Source organism: Phycicoccus sp. Soil802 (assembly GCF_001429605.1).
In the GTDB taxonomy this organism is placed as follows: Bacteria; Actinomycetota; Actinomycetes; order Actinomycetales; family Dermatophilaceae; genus Pedococcus.
This window is the reverse complement of record NZ_LMSS01000001.1, coordinates 729,223-749,815: the sequence shown is the minus strand read 5'-3', so window position 1 is coordinate 749,815 and position 20,593 is coordinate 729,223. Positions and strand designations below refer to the sequence as shown.

Genomic DNA, 20,593 nt, shown 5'->3' with positions numbered 1-20,593 from the left:
TGTACTGACCGGAGAGGTTGGTCAAGCGGGTGATGGGTGGCTTGTTCCCGCAGGCGGTGTGGGGTCGGTGGTGGTTGTACTCGTGGATCCATGCTGGCAGCGCGGCCCTGCGTTCGCTCTCTGAGGCATAGCAGCGGGCGTAGCCCCACCCATCGGCCAGCGTGCGGTGGAAGCGCTCGATCTTGCCGTTGGTCTGTGGCCGCCGGGGCCTGGTGCGGGTATGGCGGATGCCGAGCTCGGCGCAGGTGTCGCGCCACAGGTGGGATACGTACGGGGAGCCGTTGTCCGACAGCACCCGCTCGGTGGTGACGCCGCGGGCAGCGAACCAGGCCACGGCCCGGCGCAGGACCGCGGTGGCGGTGGCCGCGGTCTCATCGTCGTGGACCTCGGCGTACCCGACCCTTGAGTGGTCGTCGATGACGGTGTGCACGAACGCGTGCCCCATCTTCGGGTTGCGGTAGGCGTTCTTGGGCTTTTCCGGGGTAGCGGACCGGTTGCGACGGCCTTGGGCACGGCCGACGAAGCGCCACCCACCACCGTCAGGGATGTTGCCGAGCTTCTTGACGTCCACGTGCAGCAACGCGCCGGGGTGGTCGTGCTCGTACCGGCGCACCGGTTCCCCGGTGGCCCGGTCCACGTGGGTGAGCCGGTTGAGCCGACACCGGACCAGGACCCGGTGCGCGGTCGACGGCGCGACCCCGGTCAGCGCGGCCAGCTGGACCGGACCGAGGCGTTTACGCAGCCGTAGGGCCACGATCCGCTTCGTGACGGTCGGGCAGGTCTTGGCCGGCATCGAGTGCGGCCTGCTCGACCGGTCGGTCATCGGCAGTCCGGCGGCGTACCGGTCCGCCCACCGCTTCACGGTCGGCCACGAACATTGGAACCGTGCAGCCACCTCAACGATCGGGACGCCTTGGTCGATGACCAGGCGAGCCACTCGAAGTCGGGTGCGAGGAGTCAAAGCAGCGTTAGCGTGGGACACGAGGGCCTCCTGTTTGACGAAGTGAACCTTCAGCAGTTCCACTCCACCGCGGGAGGCCCTCCCACGTCATCCCCTCAGATCGAGGAGTCACACTCCCTCAACCAACGTGCCCGGTCAGTACACCTAGGCCTGCTCTCGCGCACACGGCTTCCCCGGCCGCNGAACCTTCAGCAGTTCCACTCCACCGCGGGAGGCCCTCCCACGTCATCCCCTCAGATCGAGGAGTCACACTCCCTCAACCAACGTGCCCGGTCAGTACAGCTAGCGGCGCATGCGAGTCGGCTGGCGGCGCCGTGGCAGCGTGTGCTCGGCGTGGCCGGGGGAGGCCTGCTGATCGCCGCCGGGGTGGCCAACCTCGCGATCGCTGACGGCTCGCCGATCCTGTTCGTGGGGCTGCTCGGCTACGCCGCCTGGCTCGTGTGGCTGCTGGTGACCGGGGTACGGCTGGTTCTGATGCCCAGGAAGGTCCGCGCTGCCTAGGAACCGTTCCCGCCACGCGGCAGCCCCGATACAAAGATGCGTCAATCTGGGCGAGCCGAAGTGACACGACCGCTCATCGGCATGAGAGGACGGTCCGTGGCGGCCAACAGGCGGCGAAAGGACGCATCACGCGGACCGCGGCGGGCTTGGCGGTCGACACGTCAGTCTCGCTCGTTCGCGTCTGTGGGTCGTCCGAAGATCGTAGGCGTGGGCAGATGGCCAGGCGTAGCGTTTTTGTCCGAACAAACCGGATTCCAACGAGGTGAGTGACATGGCAGATCGGCAGGACGGCGCGATGCTCGTGCAACTGGCGCAGTGGGGTTCGACGATGGGCTTGGAAGAGGCCATGCAGGCGGTCTGGGCGGACGATTTCGACCTCGAAACCGCATCTGCTGACGACCTCCTCGTGTCACGTATTCTCAACTGGGGAGAAACCATCGGGACGCTCACAAAGAATGGGCTGATCGACACCGACCTCGTGCTCGACTGGTTGTGGGTATCTGGCGTCTGGGCGCGCGTAGGCCCCGCCGCTATCAAGGCGCGCGACAAGCACGGCGTGCCTGCGCTTTACGAGAACTTCGAGGCGCTGGCGGCGAAGCAAGGCAGTTGAGATCGTCGCCCACCAGTACGGATTGATGTGGTGGGACGAGGTCGGTACGCGACCAAGGGGCATTGCCAGCACCTCAAAGGGGCAATCAACAGACACTGGGCTTTAGGACACCACACGCAACTGCGGACGCATTAGGTGGACCCTCGACCCACGGGCCGCGGACAGCGCTCTCGCGGCGGAAAGATCCGCCCATCGCGGCAGCTCAGGCTAGGCGTGCTCGTCCGCCGCCGCGCGTGGTTGAACAGACCATTCGGCGGGTTCGTCGTCGGTGTCGGTGTCGGCGACCGTCTTGGTCTGGTGCACCTTGCCAGGCTTGTGGTGTTGAGGTGCGTAGACGGTGTAGACCTGCATCGGCTCATCGCCGATGTTGGTGACGTTGTGCCAGCTCCCGGCAGGAACGAGGATGCACCAGCCATCGGTGACCTCTTGGTCGAAAGTCAGTTCGTCCTTGGCGGGGCCCATCTGAGCGCGACCCCGGCCGCGGTCGAGTCGAATGAACTGGTCGGTGTCAGGGTGCTTTTCCAGTCCGATGTCGCCGTTGACCGGAATCGACATGAGGGTGACCTGCAGGTACGTGCCGCTCCAGGCCACGGTGCGGTAGTTCGGGTTCTCAAGCGTTTCGGTCTCGAGGTCGAACGACTGGGGACGGGGGCCGATGTCTGTGATGCTCATGTTTTGACCGTAGCCCCGCTCTGCCCCCGTCGGAATGCTCAACCTCTGAGGCCAGAGACCGGATCGGCGTAACGCCGAAGGCTGAGACTTCGGTTCGTAGGAACCACCCACCGGGTGTGGCAGCGCTCAGCCGGGGGTAGGAAGAGGCCATGGCAGACACGGCAATCTTCGACGTCGACGGAACCCTCGTGGACACCAACTACCAGCACGCCTTGGCCTGGTTCCGTGCCTTCCGCCGTCATGACATCACCCGGCCGATGTGGCGCATCCACCGCGGCATCGGGATGGGTGGTGACCTGTTCGTCTCCGCGATCGCGGGCCGAGACGTCGAGGAAGCGCACGGGGACGACCTGCGCGGTGCGTGGGCCGAGGAGTTCGACCAGCTCGTCGGTGAGATTCAACCTTTCGAAGGCGCGCACGAGCTGCTGGCCGAAGTCAAGGAGCGCGGCTTCCGCCTTGTTCTTGCCAGCTCGGGCAAGACCGAGCACGTGGAAGCCTTCCTCGACCTCATCGACGGCAAGTCCCTCGCCGATGCCTGGACCACTTCCGACGACGTGCAGAAGAGCAAGCCTGAGCCGGACATCGTGGCGGCGGCGCTGGCCAAGGTGAAGGGCGCAAGCGGCATCATGGTGGGCGACTCGATCTACGACGCACAGGCGGCGGCGAAACTCAACATCCCTACCCTCGGCGTACGCACCGGCGGCTTCTCGGTCGGTGAACTCCAAGAAGCCGGCGTGATGCAGGTCTTCGATTCGCTGGTGGCCTTCCGCAGCGCCCTGGATGGCACACCCCTGGCTCGCCCCAGCCGCTGAGCAGCGAATGTGGGCTGCCGTCCGGCAGCACCCAATGCGCGTTCCTGTGGCGGTTCGCACAGTCCGCCGCGCACACGCGGCGGTATGGAACATTCACGAGTCGACACCGATTGGTGGATGAGTCCCTCATGCCTCCTCTCTGGCTGTACTGGTGCCTTGAAACAACGTGGTCGGTAGTCTCGAGCGGTGACGAGCGAGCCATTCGGCATGTTCGAGGGGATGTACGCCGGCGCGGAGGCGGGCGGGGCCAAGCCGCCCTGGGACTACGGCGCCCCTCGTCCACAGCTCGTGGCGTGGGCTGAGGCGCAGAACCTGGCCGGGGGTGGCCGCGAGGCGCTGGTCGTCGGGTGTGGCTACGGAGCTGACGCCGAGTATCTTGCCTCGCTGGGATATCGCACCACCGGGTTCGACTTCGCGCCGACCGCGATCGCTGCAGCGCGGCGGAAGTATCCCGCCAGCGAGGTGAAGTGCCTCGTTGCTGATGTCCTGGATCTTCCTGGTGAGTGGCAGCGTCGGTTCGACCTGGTCGTAGAAAGTCTCACCGTGCAATCGATGCCGCCAGAGCAGCACACGGAAGCTGCGCAGAAGATCGGCTCGCTAGTGGCACCAGAGGGCACGCTGTTGGTCCTTGCGACCACCCGGGACGAAGGGTCCGAGGTGAAGGGACCGCCGTGGCCGCTGTCCCGTGTAGAGCTGGAGGACTTTGCCCACGGCGACCTCATCCTGCGCCGGGTCGAGCGGATCGAGGGCGGCGCTTGGTGGCGAGCCGAACTCTCAAGGGGAGAGGCACATTCGACCAATCACGCGGGCGGCTCATAGATCGGCTCCTGCCTGTGGTCATCTCGCGGCGATGTGACACACCCTGAACTCGGGGAAACGAAGGCAGCGCAGGTCTTGTGTCTACAGGTCCTTGACCGCGCGGATCGCTGCGACCGCGCGCGGGAACCCGATGTAGGGGAAGCAGTGAACCAAGGCGGCGACGACATCCGCCTTGGTGTTGCCGGTTTGAAGACAGGCCCTGCCGTGGGGGCCGAGCTGGGCGGCGGTGTCTCCGATGGTGGCTAAGGCGCAGAGAACCAGCAGTTCGCGCTGGGCCAGGGCGAGTCCGTCTCGGGTGTAGAAGTCGCCGAAGCAGAACTCGGTCAGAAATTGGGGCAGTGCCGTGTTGAACGGCCCGGGCAGATCGGCCAGGTTGTCCTTGATCTCGTTGCCATACAAGGGCGCCTGGACGGCGAGGCCTTTGCTGTACCGGTCGACCTCGGCGACGGTGCCCTGCTCTGGAAGCGGTAGCGGGATTCCTCTGGCCTGGAAGACCTCATTGATCGTCGTTACCGCGTTGAGGGTGCGGGGGAAACCGATGAACGGTGCCAGCTGGTAGATGGCCTCGCGGATGGCGACGGGCTCGACACCGACGTTGAGCGCAGCCCCGGTGTGGGACGTCAGCTGCGGCAAGCTCTGAAGGCAGGCCAACACGGTGACGGTGATGAGTTCACGGGTTCGGTCGTCCAACCCGCCAGTGTCGAAGACGTCTCCGAAGATGAACCCGCGCAGGATACGCATCAGTTCAGGGTCGTGGTCGGGCGCAGTCACATCTCGCGGCCCGAAGAGGCGCTCATATGTTGCCTCCGCATGCGCCTGACGTACGGAGACATCAGGGCCTTGGACTTGGTCAGCCATGTCGGCACTGTTGCTGCCGCTCTCATCGCCGTCAAGTTCACGCCGAACTGGCCTCGCCGCCTGGAGATGACACCGCGCCCGACTCCAGTGCCAGTTACGACACCGGGCCAACACGCGGCGGTGTGACGCACTCACTACCTCGCCGCTCGACAAGCCGATAATGGGTGCTGTGGACTTGAACTGCGGACTCGTCGACTCAAGTGCGTCGGCTCGAGTGCGGCACTCTGCTGATAGTCACCCGACGGTCAGCGAATCCCTGTGTCGCATGGAATGTCGACCGTCGAATACGCGCCGGCCTCGACTTGCGCGTCCATCAGTTCGCACGACATGCCGGCGTCGGCTGTGACGACGTAGCTTCCCGGTGCCACGGCGACGCGATAGTTGCCGTCTGCGTCGGTCGTGGTGCGCGCGACTACCTCCCCACCGGAATACGAGTCGCCGGGCAGCTGCTTGGCAACGGTGACCTCCGAGCCTGCGGCCGGTTTGTCTTCGCATGGCTCACTCTCGGTCTCGACTGGACACTGAGGCCCCAGGTGGACCCGGCCAGTGACGCCCGACTGGTCGCGAGTCGTGCCAGGGCCCTGGTCGCCGCAACCGGCGAGAAGCAACACGGCAAGGGCAACGGTGAGTACTCCACCTACGCGCATGTCGATGAGACATTCAAGCGCGCACCGGGGTTCCACGAACGAGGTTCGTGACGGCGACAAAGCACAACGCGCGGCCAACAACGCAGCCCAGCGAATGCGGCGAAAAGACGCATCACCTCGGCGCTGACTGTCGGCACGGACAACGCGCGCTCGCAGCGCGGCTCGGCAGGCTACAGCCCTCGCGCAAGTATTCTCCTTACCGTGTTCACCCTGGCTCAGATCGACGAGCTCCACGCTCGACTCGGCCGTGCCGCCTCGTTGGCTGACTACATGCGCGGTCTCGCAGCGATCGGGGTCGTGCGGTTCGATTCTTTCCTCTTCGACGGACACACTGAGTTCTACGGCGACGACGGACAGCGCCTCGCCTCGCCAGCGCACCATGAAGTGCTGACTGTGGCTGAGATGAGCGATCGGGCCTCTGTAGTCGAGCATCTCCGACGTCACAGTGATGGCGAGACCTCATACGTCGAGATGTCCGAAGCATTGGCCAACAGCGGCGTAGAGAAATGGGTTGGGGACACCGCGGCGCTGACTTTCACCTACCGCGATCGAGCTGGCAAGCGCCTTCTCATCGAGCACGTCGAGTAGCTCCGCAAATGGGCGCCGGCGCCCCTCACCGTCATGTCGTCTCATCGACACCAGGGCAGGTCCCTGTTTCGCCTGCACGCGGCGGAAAGACGCACGTCCTCATCGCGGTAAGAACGTGAATAAAGTGGGGGCGCAGAGGGCGCGAAGCGCCCGAGCGCGGGGCCCCGGCACTTACGGCGCGGAGCGCCGCCTTGGTCGCCCGTCACTCAGGGCCATGATCGCCCAAGTCGAGCTGAGCGCAGCGATCACGGCCAGTCCAGCGCGCGGACGTTCAACACGGCGTCAGGGCCGTGGCGATACTGTGAACAGGGCCTCAGCTTGGGGCCAATGCCCTCTCGCCTGCGAGGGGAGTTAGCTGGTCCGTCAATGGACACCGATTCACCGTCACGCAGCGCCTCTCATCGCGCCGACGAACTCCCACAGGTGCACAACGCATCCGTGGACGAATCCGCGGCGCGACAGGGTGGCTGCGCCCAGGTCCACCTGCCAACCGGCGGGATGTGCACCTTGCAACATGGTCATGAAGGATCGTGCGAGTTCAGCCCAGCCGGGCAGGCGGACGAGGTGCTGGCCCGGCATAAGGCCCTCGAACACTGGTGACCAGTGGCGACGTCGGCGCTTCGACGACCTCTCCCCGGGCCGCTCACACCCTCCAGGCTGCATCGGCATGCACGACTCGCCGAAGACTGCGTCGATTCCCTGACTCTGTAGATCGTGGTGGCCTACCTGGCTGTGGGACAGTGGACGGATGAGCGAGGACGCGACGGGCAGCGGCGCCGCTGAGACGCCCGACGGGTTTGTCGAGATCGGGTCGGGAGGGGGGCTCACCTGCTCGACGTGCGGCAGCTACGTGTGGCGAGACGACCTCTCGTTGCAGGTGCACCGAGATTGGCACCAGGAGCTCGATGCCAAGACCAGGCCACCCAGCGCGGGAGCGAGGGACAGGGCGCTAGGCAGTCACTTCCGGTAAGCGCCGACCGTGCGGAGTACCTCTTGCACGGACGGGTTGCTCGCGTCCCAAAGGGCAGCCGCGCTCCCAACCCTCGATGGCTTGGTGATGCCCTCCATGCGGCAGACGAGGAGACCGAGACTTACCGTGGGACATGGCTAGGACGTTTCAGGAAAACCGACTCGCGGCGATAAGACGCGCTGTCGTTGGATAGGCGGTCATGTAGGTCGTGCGGAATGTGCGCTCTACTGCGATGTCAGGAGTTCGGGTTCGAGGTCTGCACCTTGGTCCGTTTCAGGGTTGCGAAGGCCTCGGCGTTGGGCTGCGGCTCCGGCGCAGACGACCAACATGATGCCGACGATGTGGATGGCTGCGGGAGTCTGGTGAAGGACTAACAGTCCGAGGACGAAACCGATGGCGGGTTCGAGGGCCATCAGAGTCCCGAACGCTGTCGTAGTCATGCGTCGCAGGGCCAGCATCTCGAGGGCGAACGGCAGAACCGGTAGTAGGAGAGCGAGTCCGGCAGCGGCGGCCAGGATGCTGGGCGTGATGTGACCGGCTGCTTGGGGGATGCCGATGGTGGCGGCGGTGAGGGCGGCGATGGGAACGGTGATGGACAGTCCGCCGAGGCCACTGAACCGGTCGCCGACGTGCTGGGTGAGGATGATGTAGGTGGCCCAGCCGAGCGCGGCGAAGGCTGCGAAGCCCACCCCTGCCGGGTTGAGGTGTCCGTGCCAGGGCTCGGTGAGCAGCATGACACCGAGCAGGCCCAGCGCCGGCCAGGCCAGGGCTCGTCGGGAGTGCGCGCGGATAGCCGCCACGGTCAAGGGGCCGACAAACTCGATGGCGACCGCTGTGCCGAGGGGGATGCGCTCGATGGCGGCGAGGAATGCGATGGTGACCAGTCCCGTGGTGACCCCGAGGCCCACCAAGGCTGGTACGTCGTGCCGGCGCACCTGACGTAGGGGTGGGCGGGCGAGGAGGAGGAAGACGATCGCGCCCATGCTGAGCCGCAGCCACGCGGTCCCGGCCGCGCCGACAGCGTGGATGACGTCTACTGACAGGGCGGAGCCGAGCTGGACGGAGAACATCGCGGCCAGGGCCAGCGCCCATGGTGGGACCGCGATGGGCGGGAGACGGGCGGTCATGGTCGGTCCCGGTGGGACTTCCAGTCCCCGATCCGGCCCAAACGTCGGCGTTGTTGTGTGGCGGCGCCCCGGTCGAGGGCGTGGTCACGTTCGTCGAGGCGGTCGCTGACCCGCGTTCGGTGGTCGACGGGGTTGGCGTCGTCGTACTTGAACTTCGCATCGATCCCCAGGATCTGCAGGCGGATGCCGCGGATTCCCGAGAGCATGCGTCCGTAGGGCGGTGCGTCGACGGACAGCTGCGCGTGGCCACCTTCTGGTTGGAGGTCTGCGAGCTGCGTGTCGAGGATGCTCACCTTGCCCTGGGGGTCGTCGATGATGGTGGGGCGGCATACGAACTGCACTGAGGTGTAGTAGCTGGTGGGGACGCCGTCCTCGTCGGGGCCGCCTGCCTTGGCGCGCCAGTGGGTGGGGATGTAGGCGTAGTCGCCGACCACGGCCAGGCGTACCTGCGAAGCGGTTTCGAGGTGTGCCCAGACGGGGTTGGGTCGGGCGAGGTGCATGAGTAGTTCCTCACCGGCCATGCTGAAGTGCGTGGGCAGCACCAACGGCGCCTGAGCTGGGTCGAGGTTGTTGACGGCGAGCACCCCGAACCGGTCGGTGGAGGCGAGCCACTGCTGCCATTCTGCGGTGTCGAGGGCGGCGTCCCACGGGTGGATGAGCATGTCAGTGTCCTTCAGGGGTGGCGGTGCGGCTTGAGGTGTGGTCCGGACTCGTGCATGGCAGTGCGTCGCCGGCGTCGTGGAGCGACGGCGCCTCGAGGAGGGTCTCGAGGCGGGCGGTGTCAGCCACTGTGAGCCTCCGTCCCGGTTGACGTCCCGACGCCGGGCTCGAATACGGTCAGGGAGAACCTCGCGTCCTTGGTTCGCGGGTTGGCGTATGCGTGTGCGACGTCGCCGGGGAAGGAGACTGCGTCACCGGTCTGCAGGACGATGGACTGGTCGGCGACCTCGAGGGTGACCGCACCCTTCAGGACCTGGATGAGTTCCTTGGTCCCGGCGGTGTGCGCTTCGCTACGGTGCTCGTCACCTGGACCCAACGTCCAGTCCCAAAGCTCAAGCACATCCGGCGGCTGGGTACCGGCCACCAGCACCCCGCGGCCGCCGGCCCTTCCGGTCCACAGGGCGGCACCCGCACCTCGGCGAGTCACCTTCACCCGCTTGGGTTCGGGCTGCTCGACCAGCGCCGGAAGCCCGACACCCAACGCGTCGCTGATCCGAAGGAGCGTCCCGACGCCGGGGTTAGCGGTCCCCTGCTCGACGTTGACCACCATGCGTCGGCTGACGCCCGCCGCCGCAGCGAGTTGGTCCAGCGTCCAACGCCGGGCATGCCTCAGGTCCCTTACCCGCGCTCCAATGGACACCGAGAGTGCCGTCGCATCTTCGTCCATCAGTGCAGCATACTGCACTTTCAAGTGCATCCTAAATGGCCTGCGTCTCATCCAGCGAGCGATCCGGTCCGCGGTAGATCCCTCAAAGGGGAACTGCCTCGGCTGCTACGCGGCGGATAGACGCGCTTCTCGAGGAATGGGTGCGCCTTTGGAAGCAACGCTGCGAGCTGGTGTCGCTTGTTCCGCAGAGGCCCCTCTCGTGCATCGGCAGAGTTGTTCGTGATGGCTTACGTGGGGTGCGCGGCCAGCCGCCCCCGCAGGGAACTGCCGAGGGAGGAGCCCACCAGCAGGCCGAGAGAGATGGCGATGACGACCCCGAGCACGCCCAGGGCGACGTCGGTGGCCGACTCGCGACCCGCCGCGAGTTCCGTCACGCCCACGAGGCCTAGGCTTCCGGGCACGAGCAGCCAGAACGCCGGCAGGAACAGCACAAGGCGTGCCAGCTGCGGCCGTCGGAGCTCTACCACGCTCGCCCCCAGGCTGGCCGCGATCGCCCCGAGGAAGCCTCCAAGGCCGATCGAGCCGAGCTGTTGCCCGGCGACCTGGGCGCCGAAGGCCAGGCTCAGCACGAGCAACACCCAACCCTGCATCCGCAGCGGCACGCCCTCCATCAGGCAGATGCTCAACCCGATGAGCAGCAGGCCGACAGGCGCACCGCTCCACCCGATCTCGTCGACCCGGACATTGGCCAGCGTCGCGGACGGCACCCGCAGCAGGGCGGTAGCCATGAGCAGTCCCACCGCGAACAACCCCAGCTGCACCAGGCCGTAGGTGAGCCTGGCCGACCCAGCCTGCATGTGTCCGGCGGCGAGCTCTGACATGCCGTTGACGACCAGCGCTCCGGGGAGCAGGACCGCCAGTGGCGGCAATACGGTTCGCAACGGGCCCTCGAGCAGGCCGGCGTTGGCGGCGCCGAAGACAGCCAAGGAGACCGCGAACGCGGCAAGCGTCGGCAGCAGCGATTTCACCACTTGGTACCGCTCCGCCAGCTGGACGAGCACAAACACGATGACTGCCCCCACCGCGGCCGCGGCGACGTTGGCCCAGCCGGGTTGCAGGATCAGCGCAATACCGACGGCGAGCACGGGCCAGGCCAGGGCGACCAACCACTGCGGGTGCCGGACAGGGCGACGCGCAACCGCCGCGAGCTGCTCGCGGGCGGCGCCGGGCGCGAGCACGCCACGGATCAGTTGGTAGCGGATTCGGCGCACGCTCGCGGACTGGTGGAGGCGCATACCAGGGGGAGCCGACCGATACGTTGAGGGACCCCCTTCGGTGAGGGTGACGACCAGGCCCGTGGGACCGACTGCTGTCTGGATGTCGGGGTAGCCCAGTTGGATGCCGACCTCGGCGAGCTCCTCCTCGATCTCCTGCACTGGTTGTCCGGTCGCGATCATGGCGGTGCCGAGGTGGGCCAGCAGGGCGCGGGTCTCGGTTGCGTGGGCGTCGTCAGCGGGACTGGCTGGGGGCATCACGGCTCAGCGTGCGCCGACGAGCGTGACTTGGGACAGGCCTGCCGGTCCCCGTGACACCCGCGCGGCTCGATACCCGGAGTCGGCTGTCTCCACATGTGCTTGCGTCCGCGCCTTTCACCCGAGTCCTCATAGCTGTCCGCTGCCAGGTGTCCCGTCATGCTCGTCATCATGTCAAGGCAATCGACCACCCAGCATCAATGCGACGCAAGCGGCGCTATGACGCAACGTTGACCACGGCTCGAACACGGACATCAGGGTCAGCCGTCCTCGACGGTCCTCTTCAGCCCCGGGCCGCGAACGCTGGCTGTCCAGCTCGCCAGCAGATCAAGGGCCTCCTGCGTCGGGGAGCCAGGTTCAGCTGTGTAGGTCAGCAGGCTCTGACCGGGGTCACTTGGGAGCGGTAAGAATTCGAAGGGTAGGTCGAGGTCACCGACGGTGGGGTGATGGATGGCTTTGCGGCCTGTGACATGGAGCCGGACGTTGTGGTCAGCCCATCGCATCCGGAACGCGTCGCTGCGGGTCGAGAGCTCCCCGACGAGGTCGGACAGGTCGCGGTCGTAGGGGTCCCGCCCGGCCTCGGTTCGCAGCATGGCGACGGTGTCGTTGGCGGCCTTGTCCCAGTCCGGCCAGAACCGTGCCGCGTGGGGGTTGAGGAAGATGAACCGCGCGTTGTTCGGAGGGTCGGTGGCCTCCTGGTAGATCGGCGCGTAGAGGGCTCGCCCGAGTTCGTTCGAGGCCAGCACGTCGAGCCGGCCGTTGATCACGAACGCAGGCGTGCCGACCATCGAGTCGATGATCCGCTGCACCGTCGGACGAACCGGCGCGACGGCTGGCCGCCGACGTGGGCGGCGCGTGCTGCTGGCGACGCTGAGCAGATCCAGGAGGTGGCTACGCTCAGCCTCGTCGAGCTGCAAGGCACGCACGATGCCCTCGACCACGCCTTCGGAGATGCCGGTGGCATCGCCGCGCTCGAGTCGGACGTAGTACTCGCTGGAGATGCCGGCAAGCATTGCGGTCTCTTCGCGGCGAAGTCCTGGCACTCGGCGTCGAGCCGTGTCGAAGGTCGGGAGCCCGGCCTGCTGCGGGGTGATTCGAGCGCGTCGGCTCGTCAGAAACTCGCGGATCTGGGTGCGCACGTCACCGCGAACATCCCGGTCCCGTTCGCTGGTCATGTGTTCACCCTACGGACCGGATACGGGTCTGCGGGGTCGTCGAGGGGTCACTGTCAGTACCACTCTTGTCAGTGTCTTCCTCCCTCGTTCGGTGCGCTGGTTCTGTGGGTGGGTCGTCACAACCGACGATTCAGACAGTGAAGGAAGTACCCGATCATGAAGCTCGTTTCCTTGGGCGACCTGCAGGTCTCCCGCATCGGCCTCGGTGCAATGACCATGGCTGGCACGTACACCAGCGAAGGTGCTCTCGACGACTCCGAGTCCATCCGCACCATCCACCGCGCCTTCGATCTCGGCGTCACCCACATCGACACTGCTGAGATCTACGGACCCTTCCACAGCGAGGAAGTCGTCGGCCAGGCCATTAGGGGCCGACGTGACCAGGTGGTCGTCGCCACCAAGTTCGGCCTGGTGTCCCACACGAATGGCGAGGCCACCCCGGGCGTCATGGACAGCAGCGCAGTCAACGTCCGCGCTGCCGTCGAGGGATCGTTGAAGCGTCTTGGAACCGACTACATCGACCTCTACTACCAGCACCGCGTCGACCCGAACACCCCGATCGAGGAGACCGCCGGTGCCGTCGCGGACCTCGTCGCGGAGGGCAAGGTGCTCCACTTCGGGCTCTCCGAAGCAAGCCCCGAGACCATCCGTAGGGCCCACGCGGTCCAGCCGGTGTCAGCGCTGCAGACCGAGTACTCGCTGTGGACCCGCGACCTGGAGGCGGAGATACTGCCGCTGCTGCGTGAGCTCGGCATCGGCCTCGTCCCGTACTCGCCGCTCGGACACGGCCTGCTCACCGGCCAGATCCGCTCGGTGGACGACTTCGCGGACGACGACTGGCGCAAGACCAACCCGCGGTTCACCGGCGAGAACTTCGTCCGGAACCTCGCCATCGTCGACGAGGTCCGTGCCATCGGAGCCGAAATCGGTGCCACCCCGGCCCAGACCGCCCTGGCCTGGCTGCTCACGCGGGGCGACGACATCGCGCCAATCCCCGGCACCCGTCGAGTCTCCCGGGTCGAGGAGAACACCGCCGCCGACAACGTCGAACTCAGCGCCAACCAACTCGACCGCCTCAACCACCTCACCCCCGCCGCCGGAGACCGTCACGACGAAGCCAACATGGCGTCCATCGACCAGTGACGAACGGACGGACAGGACCGCCGCGTCCCCGCGCCACGCTCCTCGGCAAGACGGGAGGTTCGGCACAACGGTGCCTGCGTCAAAGTGGTGCCGGAAAGCCGCGTGGTGGCAGCGAGCGCGGCAGAGGCTCCAGCCGCACTGCGATGCCATCGGGGCGCGAGCCGGTGGACACATCCAGGCCTCCGCTGATGACGGCCGACATCGAGCCAACTGGCTGTCGCTGGCCAGACTCCTCAGCGGCATTCCACTGGGCGAATTCCCGCCTACGGCACCCACGTGACCTGAGGAAACGACTCCAGGCAGTGGTCAGTTTCGCGCCTGCACTCGGCCGGTCTCGTGGGCCCAGATGGCGACCTCGACGCGGTTGCGGGCGCCGAGCTTCCTCATCAGGCTGGCGAGGTGGGCCTTGACGGTGCTGGGGGTGATGTAGAGCTCAGAGGCGATCTCGCTGTTGGTCCGGCCCTGGGCTACCGGCAGGAGGACTTCCTCCTCGCGGGCCGTGAGCGGTTCGATCGGCTGGCGGGGCGGTGAGGTCTGGGTCTGCGCGAAGGTGGCGAGGAGTCGGACGGTCACATTGGGTGCGATCAGTGCGTCTCCCTCGGCAGCGGCGTGGATGGCCTGGGTCAACAGGGCGGGTCCGGCGTCCTTGAGGAGGAATCCGCGGGCGCCGGCCTTGAGCGCGCCGTGGACGTACTCGTCGAGGTCGAACGTGGTGATGACCACGATCGGCAACGGGTCGATGACGTCGGGGCCGGCGAGTCGGCGGGTGGCTTCGATGCCGTCCATCAGCGGCATCCGGATGTCGAACAGGCCGACGTCGGGGCGCAGCTCGAGCGCCAGGCGCACCGCCTCTCGCCCGTCGGCGGCCGCGCCGACGACCTCGATGTCGGGTTGGGCGTCGAGGAGCATCGTCAGCCCGGTGCGCACGATCGGCTGGTCGTCGGCGATGAGGACCCGGATGCTCATCGTGACGTCGCCGTTCGGGGCAGGTTCGCTTCGACCCGCCAGCCCCGGCCGGCGGTGGGGCCGGCGTGGAACGTGCCACCGAGCAGGGTGGCGCGCTCGCGCATCCCGACCAGGCCGTAGCCGGCTGGGGCGCGGCCGGTGGGGCCGGACGCGCCGTCGTCGTCGACGGTCAGCCGCACCTGGTCCGCGTCTCCTGTGACGGCCACGGTGACCTGGGTGGCGTGGCGGGCGTGCCGGCGAGCGTTGGTGATGGACTCCTGGGCGAGGCGGTAGATGGCGGCCCCGACCGCGGGGCTGAGATCGTCGAGCTCCCCGGCGAGCGTCACCTCGACGCAGGGACGGGTCTGGCCATCGCTGGCGAGCTGCTCGACCTCGGCCACGCCCGGCTGCGGCTCGAACTCGGTGTGCTGCGATGCCCGCAACACACCGACGATGGCGCGCAGCTCGGTCAGCGTCCGGGTGGCCGCGTCCTCGATGGTGGCCAGGGCTTCGATGGCCCGATCGGGGTGGGCGGCCGCGATGGCCCGGCCCGCCTGAGCCTGGATGGCGATGCCCGAAACGTGATGGGCGACGGTGTCGTGGAGCTCGCGCGCGAGCTGCTCGCGCTCGCGGGCCTTGGCTTCGTCGATGTCGCGGAGTCGGATCCTCGCGCGATAGCGGATCGCGGCCCCCAGCGCTGCGGCGAACAGGAAGAACGCGTACGCCGCGACCCTCTCGGCCAGGCTCACAGGGTCGGCGACGTTGGTGATTGGCAGCCAGACGAGGATCACGGCGAGACCGCCTGCGGCCTCCCGACCGGAGCCCCACCGGAACAGCGCGTAGGTCAGGACCAGGGTGGCCGACACACTCGAGGGCAGAGCGCCGTGCGATCCGGTGAGGATCCTGACGAGGTCGACCACCGTCAACGGGCCGAACGCCACCGCAGCCGCCGCGAGCGGGTGCGCACGTCGCCACGGCAGTGGGGCGACGGCGGCCAGCGCAGCGAGCAGCAACAGCGGGGGAGGCGCCATGTCCTGGCGCAGCAGTGTTTCGAGCCCTGACCAGCAGAAGAAGGCCGCGACCATGGCCCAGTCCCGAGGCCCTCTGTCCGGGGGGTCCGTGGGTCGGGGTTCGACCCACAGCGAGCGCAGTGCGTCGGTGGCCACCCGCTCAGCCTAGGCAGCCGGCGTCACGGGCGTACCGGCCGAAAGTACAACAGGACGACTGGGCCAACGGCCAGGTCAGATCCCGCTCCGGGGCCGATGTGCCCGCCGCCGGTAGTCGTGAAGGTGGAAGCACCTACCCGATCAAACCGAGGAGCATGTGATGAGAACGCCTGAGTCCCGCACCGCGCTGGAGAGTCCGCCATCCGAGAGCACGCTGGAAAGCCTGCGCATGCCCGTGCAGGCCAAGCTCGCCGCCGCATGGGCCAGCTTCATGTTCCTGTACCTCTACGTCGACTACTTCCACCTCTACAAGCCAGGCGTCATCGACGACCTCCGCGCCGGCGTCGTCTTCGAGTACGACATCAGCCCGACGTTGTTGACCGTCATGCTCGCGTCCGTGGCGATCCCGGCCCTGATGGTGTGGCTCTCCATGACGCTGCCGGCGAAGGTGAACCGCGCCACGAACCTCGTCTTCGCATCGCTCTACATCCCCTACTCGGTGGTCAACGCGGCAGGGGAGTCGTGGGACTGGGCCTTCTTCTACGGCCTCTCCATCGGACTCGAGGTGCTGCTCCTGGCCTTCATCCTGCGCTCCGCCTGGACCTGGCCACGCCGCACCCCAGCTCCGGCGACCCCGGCAGCCGGCCGTGCCAGCGAGCCGCTCCGAACGCCACAGCAGGCGTGACAGGATCAGCGGCAGTCCTGCTGGTTGAAGTCCCGCCTTCGGCACCCAGCCGGCGCAGCTCGGAGGTGCTCGTGTCCGTTGAGCAGGGGAGTGGTCGGCCGGTCTTCGTGCTGCACGAGCACGACAAGCCGCAGCACCACTTCGACCTGCGGCTCGAGGAAGACGGTGTGCTGCGCTCGTGGGCCGTGCCACGCGGACTGCCGACCAGCCCGGCGAAGGACCGGCTCGCGGTGCCCGTCGACGACCACGCGCTCGAGCACGCGACCTACGAGGACGAGACGAAGTCGATCGCGGACGCCGGCTGGTGGGAGCTCGAGGACCGCAACGACCGACGCACCGTCTTCGTGCTGCACGGCCGCCGGGGAGCGCGCCGCTACGCCCTCGTCAGCACCGACCGGGGCGCACTGCTCCACCTCCTGAAGGACCAGCCGTACACCTGAGTGGCGGCGGTCGCTAGCGCCAGCCGGTCGTGTGGACGCCGCAGCGCGCCGGGTCGGTGGCCGCCGTGCGGCGCACGAGGCTCCGCACCGCCCACCGGATCCGGCGGCGGGCCAGGAGCAGCACGACCCCGATCCACAGGGCGATCGCCCACCCCTGCGGCCCGCGAGGCGGGTCGGGCGGCGCGGGGTAGGCCCCGTCGAACAGACCCGCGGCCTGTTCGAAGTGGTTCTCCGACCCGGGGTAGAGCGTGTCGTCGACGAGGTAGAGGACCGGGAGCAGCGAGATGCCGCCGACGATGGTGCACACGGCCCACTGGTCGACGTGGCGTGACTCGTGCTCGGCCAGGTCGCGGGCCCGCACCGGGTTGATCCGGGGCACGGGCGAGGCCAGGAAGACCTCGCCGACCATGCTGCCCATGTGCTCGCCGGCCTGCGGCACGAAGGCCAGGGTGATGGGCGGGTCGCCGACACTGCACAGGCCCTGGCCCCGGGCCTCGGCGAACCCGAGCGCCAACCCGCTCACCGGCGCCGTCATCACCGAGCGCACCGTCGACCACGGCGGCGGCCGGCTCGGGGCCCGCGGGTCGATGACGCGGCGGCCCTCCGCGATCGAGGTGTCCGCAGCACAGGCCGGCAGCTCACGGGCCCGCTGCGAGACCCGCAGCCCGAGGCCGGCGACGGAGAGCAGGGCGAGCACCACCATCGCCGCCAGCAGGCGTCGGTGTCGTCGCTGGCACAGGTCACAGGCGAGCACGCGGCGTGGGCGCAGCATCCGGGTGCGGGGGAGGACGAGGAACAGCCCGAGCAGGCCGCCGCCCACGAAGGCCACGAGCATCCACACCACCCGCATCGACGCGGACGTCGGTCGGCGGCGCGGACGGGCAGCCGCACCCACCACGTTCTCCACTTGCCACGGCTCCCACTGCCATGCCACGGGCGGCGACACCACGGACAGCCGGACCGCGACGGACGAGGACGCCCGGTCGGCTCCGGGACCGGCTCCATTCTGGTCCTTCGGCGGGCCCACAACCAGAGCCGGTATGCCGCGTGCGGTGCCTGCGCGGCATACCTCGGGTGCGCTTGGTTGCGGGTCCGCGTCGGCGCCCGCGCCGAGGGCGGCGGGTCCGTCCGTGGACCGCCGCAACCTGCCGTTAACGCACGTCCCCTAGGCTCCTTCCGTGAGCGACACCCGTGACACCACCACGCCCCTGCCGACGCCCGCGGCCTCCGCGCCCACCCGGATCCTGGTGGCCGAGGACGAGGCCCTGATCCGCCTCGACCTCGCCGAGATGCTCGTCGAGGCGGGCTACGACGTGGTCGGACAGGCCAGCAACGGCGAGCAGGCCGTCGAGATGGCGACCGAGCTGACCCCCGACCTGGTGATCATGGACGTGAAGATGCCGGTCATGGACGGCATCACCGCCGCCGAGCAGATCGGCGCCGCCCGGATCTGCCCCGTCGTCATGCTCACCGCCTTCAGCCAGACCGAGCTGGTCGAGCGGGCCCGTGACGCGGGGGTGATGGCCTACATCGTCAAGCCGTTCACGGCCTCCGACCTCACGCCGGCCATCGACATCGCGCGGCACCGCTGGACCGAGGTCAAGGCACTCGAACGGGAGATCAGCGACCTGGGCGAGCGGCTCGAGACCCGCAAGGCGGTCGACCGCGCCAAGGGCGTGCTGATGAAGAAGCTCAAGATCAGCGAGGCGGAGGCGTTCCGCTGGATCCAGAAGACCGCGATGGACCGTCGCCTCGGCATGCGTGAGGTGGCCGAGGCCGTCGTGGCAGGGATGGACAAGGCCTGAGCGTGGACGCGGTGGTTCGCCCGGCTGGTCAGGGTGATGCTGGTGTGCTGGCCCAGGTGGCGGCGGCGACGTTCGCGCTGGCCTGCCCTCCGCACATCACCCCGCAGGCGATCGACGCCTTCATCGCCGAGGTCCTGTCGCTGGAGTGCTTCGAGCGCTATCTCGCCGACCCGGCCCGTGACCTGTTCCTCTCGGTGGGGGACGACGTGGTGACCGGCTACGCGATGGTCGTCCACGGGGAGCCCACCGACCCGGACGTGCGGGCTGCGCTGACGCTGCGACCGACCGCCGAGCTGAGCAAGATCTACGTCCTGCCCGACCACCACGGCGCAGGCACCAGCCGGCTGCTCATGGCGGCCTCGATCGACGCGGCCCGGGCTCGTGGCGCGGTCGGGGTGTGGCTGGGGGTCAACCAGGAGAACGAGCGGGCCCAGCGGTTCTACGCCAAGAGTGGCTTCGCCAGGGTGGGCACCAAGCGGTTCCTCGTGGGTGACCGCTACGAGGACGACTACGTCTTCGAGCGCCCCGCCTGACCGGTCGGGACCCGTCCCGGGGGACCCGGATGGCGAGTCCGCGCGGACGCCGTGCAACGATGGCCAAGCAGCGAATCGGCGCCGACCCGTGATGTAACAGCCGTGGAACAAGGGCTGCGACAAGAGTTAACACGGGAAAGTTGTTGAACTCTTCACGAGCGCCCTCGAATGGGCCTAGAGTCCTGAGTCGGTCGCCTTTCGAGGCGCCGCGGCCGTCGGGGGAGCCGTCTGCAGTGGTGAGCAGTCCAGACCGACGATGATGGAGGAACCCCGGTGAGCCGTCCCGTGATCAGCGTCAGGCGCGTCTCCGCGGATGAGGAGCGGTCCTTCACCGAGCTCTGGATGACCTCAAGGGTCGAGGCCGGGGTCAGCCCCGAGGTGGTCGCCCGCGCCGCCTCCGAGGGGCGCATCTCGACCGCGCTGCACCGCGAGGACGTCCGGGCCTACGTCGCCATGGCGGACGGCCAGCCGGTCGGGTTCGCGGTCGCCGCCACCAGCCCGTTCTCGTCCCTGACCGACGCCCCCTGCGTCACCATCGACCAGCTCTACGTCGTGCCCGACTCGCGCAAGCACGGGGTCGCCCGCCAGCTGATGAGTGCCGTCACCCTCTACGCAGACTCCCGCGGGTGCGAGCAGATCGGCTGCAACGTGCCGGCCCAGCACCGCGACGCGAACCGCTTCTTCGCCCGCCTCGGCTTCTCCTCGCAGATGGTGCGCCGGGTAACCAGCGTGTCCGCGCTGCGTCGCCGCCTGGGCCAGGACGAGCCGCGGCACCACTCGATCGAGGCGCTGCTCCACCGCCGCCGCTCCCTGCGCGCGCGGGCGACCGCGAGCGCCGAGAGCCGGCTGGCCGGCTGACCGCTAGGCGCCGGGAGCTGCGTCGCGCAGCAGGCAGGTGATCCGGCAGGTGCAGATGCGCCGGTCCTGGTCGTCGGTGATGACGATCTCGTAGCACGTGAGGGTGTTGCCCAGGGACAGGGCAGTGGCGGTGCCGGTCACGAAGCCCGAGCGCGCGGCCCGGTGGTGGGTCGCGTTGATGTCGAGACCCACGGCGACCCGGTCCGGGCCAGCGTGCAGCGCGGAGCCGACCGACCCCAGGGTCTCGGCCAGCACCACGGAGGCGCCACCGTGCAGCAACCCGTAGGGCTGGGTGTTGCCCTCGACGGGCATCCGGGCGACGAGACGCTCGGGCGAGGCCTCGAGCACCTCGATCTGCATGCGCTGGAGCAGGGAGTTCGGGTTCATCGCCAGCATCGCCTCGAGGGCGGCGGCGAGCT

The 20,593-nt window shown here is 68.1% G+C and carries 24 protein-coding genes; 11 read left to right on the top strand and 13 right to left on the bottom strand.

The annotated features are described in order from the left end of the window. The coding region (locus ASG91_RS03490) for an IS481 family transposase (protein WP_056921268.1) at positions 1-982 on the bottom strand (982 nt) is incomplete at its 3' end. Between the two features lie 312 nt (positions 983-1,294). Between ASG91_RS03490 and ASG91_RS20040 the strand changes: the two genes are divergently transcribed. After that, positions 1,295-1,462 (top strand): hypothetical protein, encoded by a 168-nt coding sequence (locus tag ASG91_RS20040; RefSeq protein WP_200961206.1) that lies wholly within the window; start codon positions 1,295-1,297, stop codon positions 1,460-1,462. A 271-nt stretch (positions 1,463-1,733) separates the two neighbouring features. Next, positions 1,734-2,072, top strand: a complete 339-nt coding sequence (locus ASG91_RS03485) for a hypothetical protein (protein ID WP_056921172.1) — start codon at positions 1,734-1,736, stop codon at positions 2,070-2,072. A 207-nt stretch (positions 2,073-2,279) separates the two neighbouring features. Here the strand turns inward: ASG91_RS03485 and ASG91_RS03480 are convergent, their stop codons facing one another. After that, on the bottom strand, positions 2,280-2,744 hold the full coding sequence (locus ASG91_RS03480) for a cupin domain-containing protein (RefSeq protein ID WP_056921171.1): 465 nt from the start codon (positions 2,742-2,744) through the stop codon (positions 2,280-2,282). Between the two features lie 149 nt (positions 2,745-2,893). Between ASG91_RS03480 and ASG91_RS03475 the strand changes: the two genes are divergently transcribed. After that, positions 2,894-3,556, top strand: a complete 663-nt coding sequence (locus ASG91_RS03475; RefSeq protein WP_056921170.1) for an HAD family hydrolase — start codon at positions 2,894-2,896, stop codon at positions 3,554-3,556. A 207-nt stretch (positions 3,557-3,763) separates the two neighbouring features. Beyond that, positions 3,764-4,375, top strand: coding sequence for a bifunctional 2-polyprenyl-6-hydroxyphenol methylase/3-demethylubiquinol 3-O-methyltransferase UbiG (locus ASG91_RS03470; protein ID WP_082593884.1), 612 nt, complete (start codon positions 3,764-3,766; stop codon positions 4,373-4,375). Between the two features lie 81 nt (positions 4,376-4,456). Here the strand turns inward: ASG91_RS03470 and ASG91_RS03465 are convergent, their stop codons facing one another. Both ASG91_RS03465 and ASG91_RS03460 read right to left on the bottom strand, forming a co-directional pair. Continuing rightward, on the bottom strand, positions 4,457-5,233 hold the full coding sequence (locus ASG91_RS03465) for a carboxymuconolactone decarboxylase family protein (protein ID WP_056921168.1): 777 nt from the start codon (positions 5,231-5,233) through the stop codon (positions 4,457-4,459). A gap of 245 nt (positions 5,234-5,478) precedes the next feature. After that, a complete protein-coding gene (locus tag ASG91_RS03460) occupies positions 5,479-5,844 on the bottom strand; it encodes a carboxypeptidase-like regulatory domain-containing protein (RefSeq protein WP_056921167.1) in 366 nt (121 codons plus the stop codon). Between the two features lie 237 nt (positions 5,845-6,081). Between ASG91_RS03460 and ASG91_RS03455 the strand changes: the two genes are divergently transcribed. After that, positions 6,082-6,468 (top strand): DUF1398 domain-containing protein, encoded by a 387-nt coding sequence (locus tag ASG91_RS03455; RefSeq protein ID WP_056921166.1) that lies wholly within the window; start codon positions 6,082-6,084, stop codon positions 6,466-6,468. Between the two features lie 1,194 nt (positions 6,469-7,662). Here ASG91_RS03455 and ASG91_RS03440 read toward each other — a convergent pair. From ASG91_RS03440 to ASG91_RS03420, 5 genes are all read right to left on the bottom strand, one after another. Continuing rightward, positions 7,663-8,565 carry a DMT family transporter gene (locus tag ASG91_RS03440; protein ID WP_056921163.1) on the bottom strand — a complete coding sequence of 301 codons (903 nt, stop codon included), beginning with the start codon at positions 8,563-8,565 and terminating at the stop codon, positions 7,663-7,665. Next, positions 8,562-9,227 carry an FMN-binding negative transcriptional regulator gene (locus ASG91_RS03435; protein WP_056921162.1) on the bottom strand — a complete coding sequence of 222 codons (666 nt, stop codon included), beginning with the start codon at positions 9,225-9,227 and terminating at the stop codon, positions 8,562-8,564. The genes ASG91_RS03440 and ASG91_RS03435 overlap by 4 nt, the downstream gene beginning before the upstream one ends. A 119-nt stretch (positions 9,228-9,346) precedes the next feature. Continuing rightward, complete coding sequence (locus tag ASG91_RS03430; RefSeq protein ID WP_056921267.1) at positions 9,347-9,952, bottom strand: helix-turn-helix domain-containing protein; 606 nt, start codon at positions 9,950-9,952, stop codon at positions 9,347-9,349. Between the two features lie 227 nt (positions 9,953-10,179). Further along, positions 10,180-11,424 carry a threonine/serine exporter ThrE family protein gene (locus tag ASG91_RS03425; protein ID WP_056921161.1) on the bottom strand — a complete coding sequence of 415 codons (1,245 nt, stop codon included), beginning with the start codon at positions 11,422-11,424 and terminating at the stop codon, positions 10,180-10,182. A gap of 260 nt (positions 11,425-11,684) precedes the next feature. Continuing rightward, positions 11,685-12,599 carry a helix-turn-helix transcriptional regulator gene (locus ASG91_RS03420; protein ID WP_056921160.1) on the bottom strand — a complete coding sequence of 305 codons (915 nt, stop codon included), beginning with the start codon at positions 12,597-12,599 and terminating at the stop codon, positions 11,685-11,687. Positions 12,600-12,755: 156 nt separating this feature from the next. Here ASG91_RS03420 and ASG91_RS03415 point away from each other — a divergent pair, with 156 nt between their 5' ends. Further along, complete coding sequence (locus ASG91_RS03415) at positions 12,756-13,742, top strand: aldo/keto reductase (RefSeq protein ID WP_056921159.1); 987 nt, start codon at positions 12,756-12,758, stop codon at positions 13,740-13,742. Between the two features lie 306 nt (positions 13,743-14,048). Here the strand turns inward: ASG91_RS03415 and ASG91_RS03410 are convergent, their stop codons facing one another. Together ASG91_RS03410 and ASG91_RS03405 are read right to left on the bottom strand one after the other, a co-directional pair. Beyond that, entirely contained in the window at positions 14,049-14,708 is a 660-nt protein-coding gene (locus tag ASG91_RS03410; protein WP_056921158.1) for a response regulator transcription factor, read from the bottom strand. Next, positions 14,705-15,853 (bottom strand): sensor histidine kinase, encoded by a 1,149-nt coding sequence (locus tag ASG91_RS03405; protein ID WP_056921157.1) that lies wholly within the window; start codon positions 15,851-15,853, stop codon positions 14,705-14,707. The genes ASG91_RS03410 and ASG91_RS03405 overlap by 4 nt, the downstream gene beginning before the upstream one ends. Positions 15,854-16,013: 160 nt before the next feature. On the opposite strand from ASG91_RS03405, the gene ASG91_RS03400 reads away from it, so the two are divergent. After that, positions 16,014-16,538 carry a DUF6326 family protein gene (locus ASG91_RS03400; protein WP_056921156.1) on the top strand — a complete coding sequence of 175 codons (525 nt, stop codon included), beginning with the start codon at positions 16,014-16,016 and terminating at the stop codon, positions 16,536-16,538. 71 nt (positions 16,539-16,609) lie between these two features. Further along, entirely contained in the window at positions 16,610-16,978 is a 369-nt protein-coding gene (locus ASG91_RS03395) for a DNA polymerase ligase N-terminal domain-containing protein (RefSeq protein WP_056921155.1), read from the top strand. 13 nt (positions 16,979-16,991) lie between these two features. Here the strand turns inward: ASG91_RS03395 and ASG91_RS03390 are convergent, their stop codons facing one another. After that, positions 16,992-17,885, bottom strand: coding sequence for a hypothetical protein (locus ASG91_RS03390; RefSeq protein ID WP_157605963.1), 894 nt, complete (start codon positions 17,883-17,885; stop codon positions 16,992-16,994). A gap of 271 nt (positions 17,886-18,156) precedes the next feature. On the opposite strand from ASG91_RS03390, the gene ASG91_RS03385 reads away from it, so the two are divergent. The 3 genes from ASG91_RS03385 to ASG91_RS03375 all read left to right on the top strand — a co-directional run bounded on the left by ASG91_RS03385 (position 18,157) and on the right by ASG91_RS03375 (position 20,174). Further along, a complete protein-coding gene (locus ASG91_RS03385) occupies positions 18,157-18,783 on the top strand; it encodes an ANTAR domain-containing response regulator (protein ID WP_082592476.1) in 627 nt (208 codons plus the stop codon). Between the two features lie 2 nt (positions 18,784-18,785). Next, on the top strand, positions 18,786-19,316 hold the full coding sequence (locus ASG91_RS03380; RefSeq protein WP_157605960.1) for a GNAT family N-acetyltransferase: 531 nt from the start codon (positions 18,786-18,788) through the stop codon (positions 19,314-19,316). 273 nt (positions 19,317-19,589) lie between these two features. Further along, on the top strand, positions 19,590-20,174 hold the full coding sequence (locus ASG91_RS03375; RefSeq protein WP_157581932.1) for a GNAT family N-acetyltransferase: 585 nt from the start codon (positions 19,590-19,592) through the stop codon (positions 20,172-20,174). A gap of 3 nt (positions 20,175-20,177) precedes the next feature. On the opposite strand, the gene ASG91_RS03370 is transcribed toward ASG91_RS03375, so the two are convergent. After that, a complete protein-coding gene (locus tag ASG91_RS03370; RefSeq protein ID WP_235545370.1) occupies positions 20,178-20,570 on the bottom strand; it encodes a PaaI family thioesterase in 393 nt (130 codons plus the stop codon). Positions 20,571-20,593: the final 23 nt, after the last annotated feature.

Coding starts and splice junctions, on each gene's coding strand:
- ASG91_RS03435 (WP_056921162.1), bottom strand. CDS start 9,227: ATGCTCATCCACCCGTGGGACGCCGCCCTCGACACCGCAGAATGGCAG.
- ASG91_RS03475 (WP_056921170.1), top strand. CDS start 2,894: ATGGCAGACACGGCAATCTTCGACGTCGACGGAACCCTCGTGGACACC.
- ASG91_RS03400 (WP_056921156.1), top strand. CDS start 16,014: ATGAGAACGCCTGAGTCCCGCACCGCGCTGGAGAGTCCGCCATCCGAG.
- ASG91_RS03370 (WP_235545370.1), bottom strand. CDS start 20,570: ATGCTGGCGATGAACCCGAACTCCCTGCTCCAGCGCATGCAGATCGAG.
- ASG91_RS03430 (WP_056921267.1), bottom strand. CDS start 9,952: ATGGACGAAGATGCGACGGCACTCTCGGTGTCCATTGGAGCGCGGGTA.
- ASG91_RS03415 (WP_056921159.1), top strand. CDS start 12,756: ATGAAGCTCGTTTCCTTGGGCGACCTGCAGGTCTCCCGCATCGGCCTC.
- ASG91_RS03440 (WP_056921163.1), bottom strand. CDS start 8,565: ATGACCGCCCGTCTCCCGCCCATCGCGGTCCCACCATGGGCGCTGGCC.
- ASG91_RS03410 (WP_056921158.1), bottom strand. CDS start 14,708: ATGAGCATCCGGGTCCTCATCGCCGACGACCAGCCGATCGTGCGCACC.
- ASG91_RS03465 (WP_056921168.1), bottom strand. CDS start 5,233: ATGGCTGACCAAGTCCAAGGCCCTGATGTCTCCGTACGTCAGGCGCAT.
- ASG91_RS03425 (WP_056921161.1), bottom strand. CDS start 11,424: ATGCCCCCAGCCAGTCCCGCTGACGACGCCCACGCAACCGAGACCCGC.
- ASG91_RS03480 (WP_056921171.1), bottom strand. CDS start 2,744: ATGAGCATCACAGACATCGGCCCCCGTCCCCAGTCGTTCGACCTCGAG.
- ASG91_RS03420 (WP_056921160.1), bottom strand. CDS start 12,599: ATGACCAGCGAACGGGACCGGGATGTTCGCGGTGACGTGCGCACCCAG.
- ASG91_RS03485 (WP_056921172.1), top strand. CDS start 1,734: ATGGCAGATCGGCAGGACGGCGCGATGCTCGTGCAACTGGCGCAGTGG.
- ASG91_RS03470 (WP_082593884.1), top strand. CDS start 3,764: ATGTTCGAGGGGATGTACGCCGGCGCGGAGGCGGGCGGGGCCAAGCCG.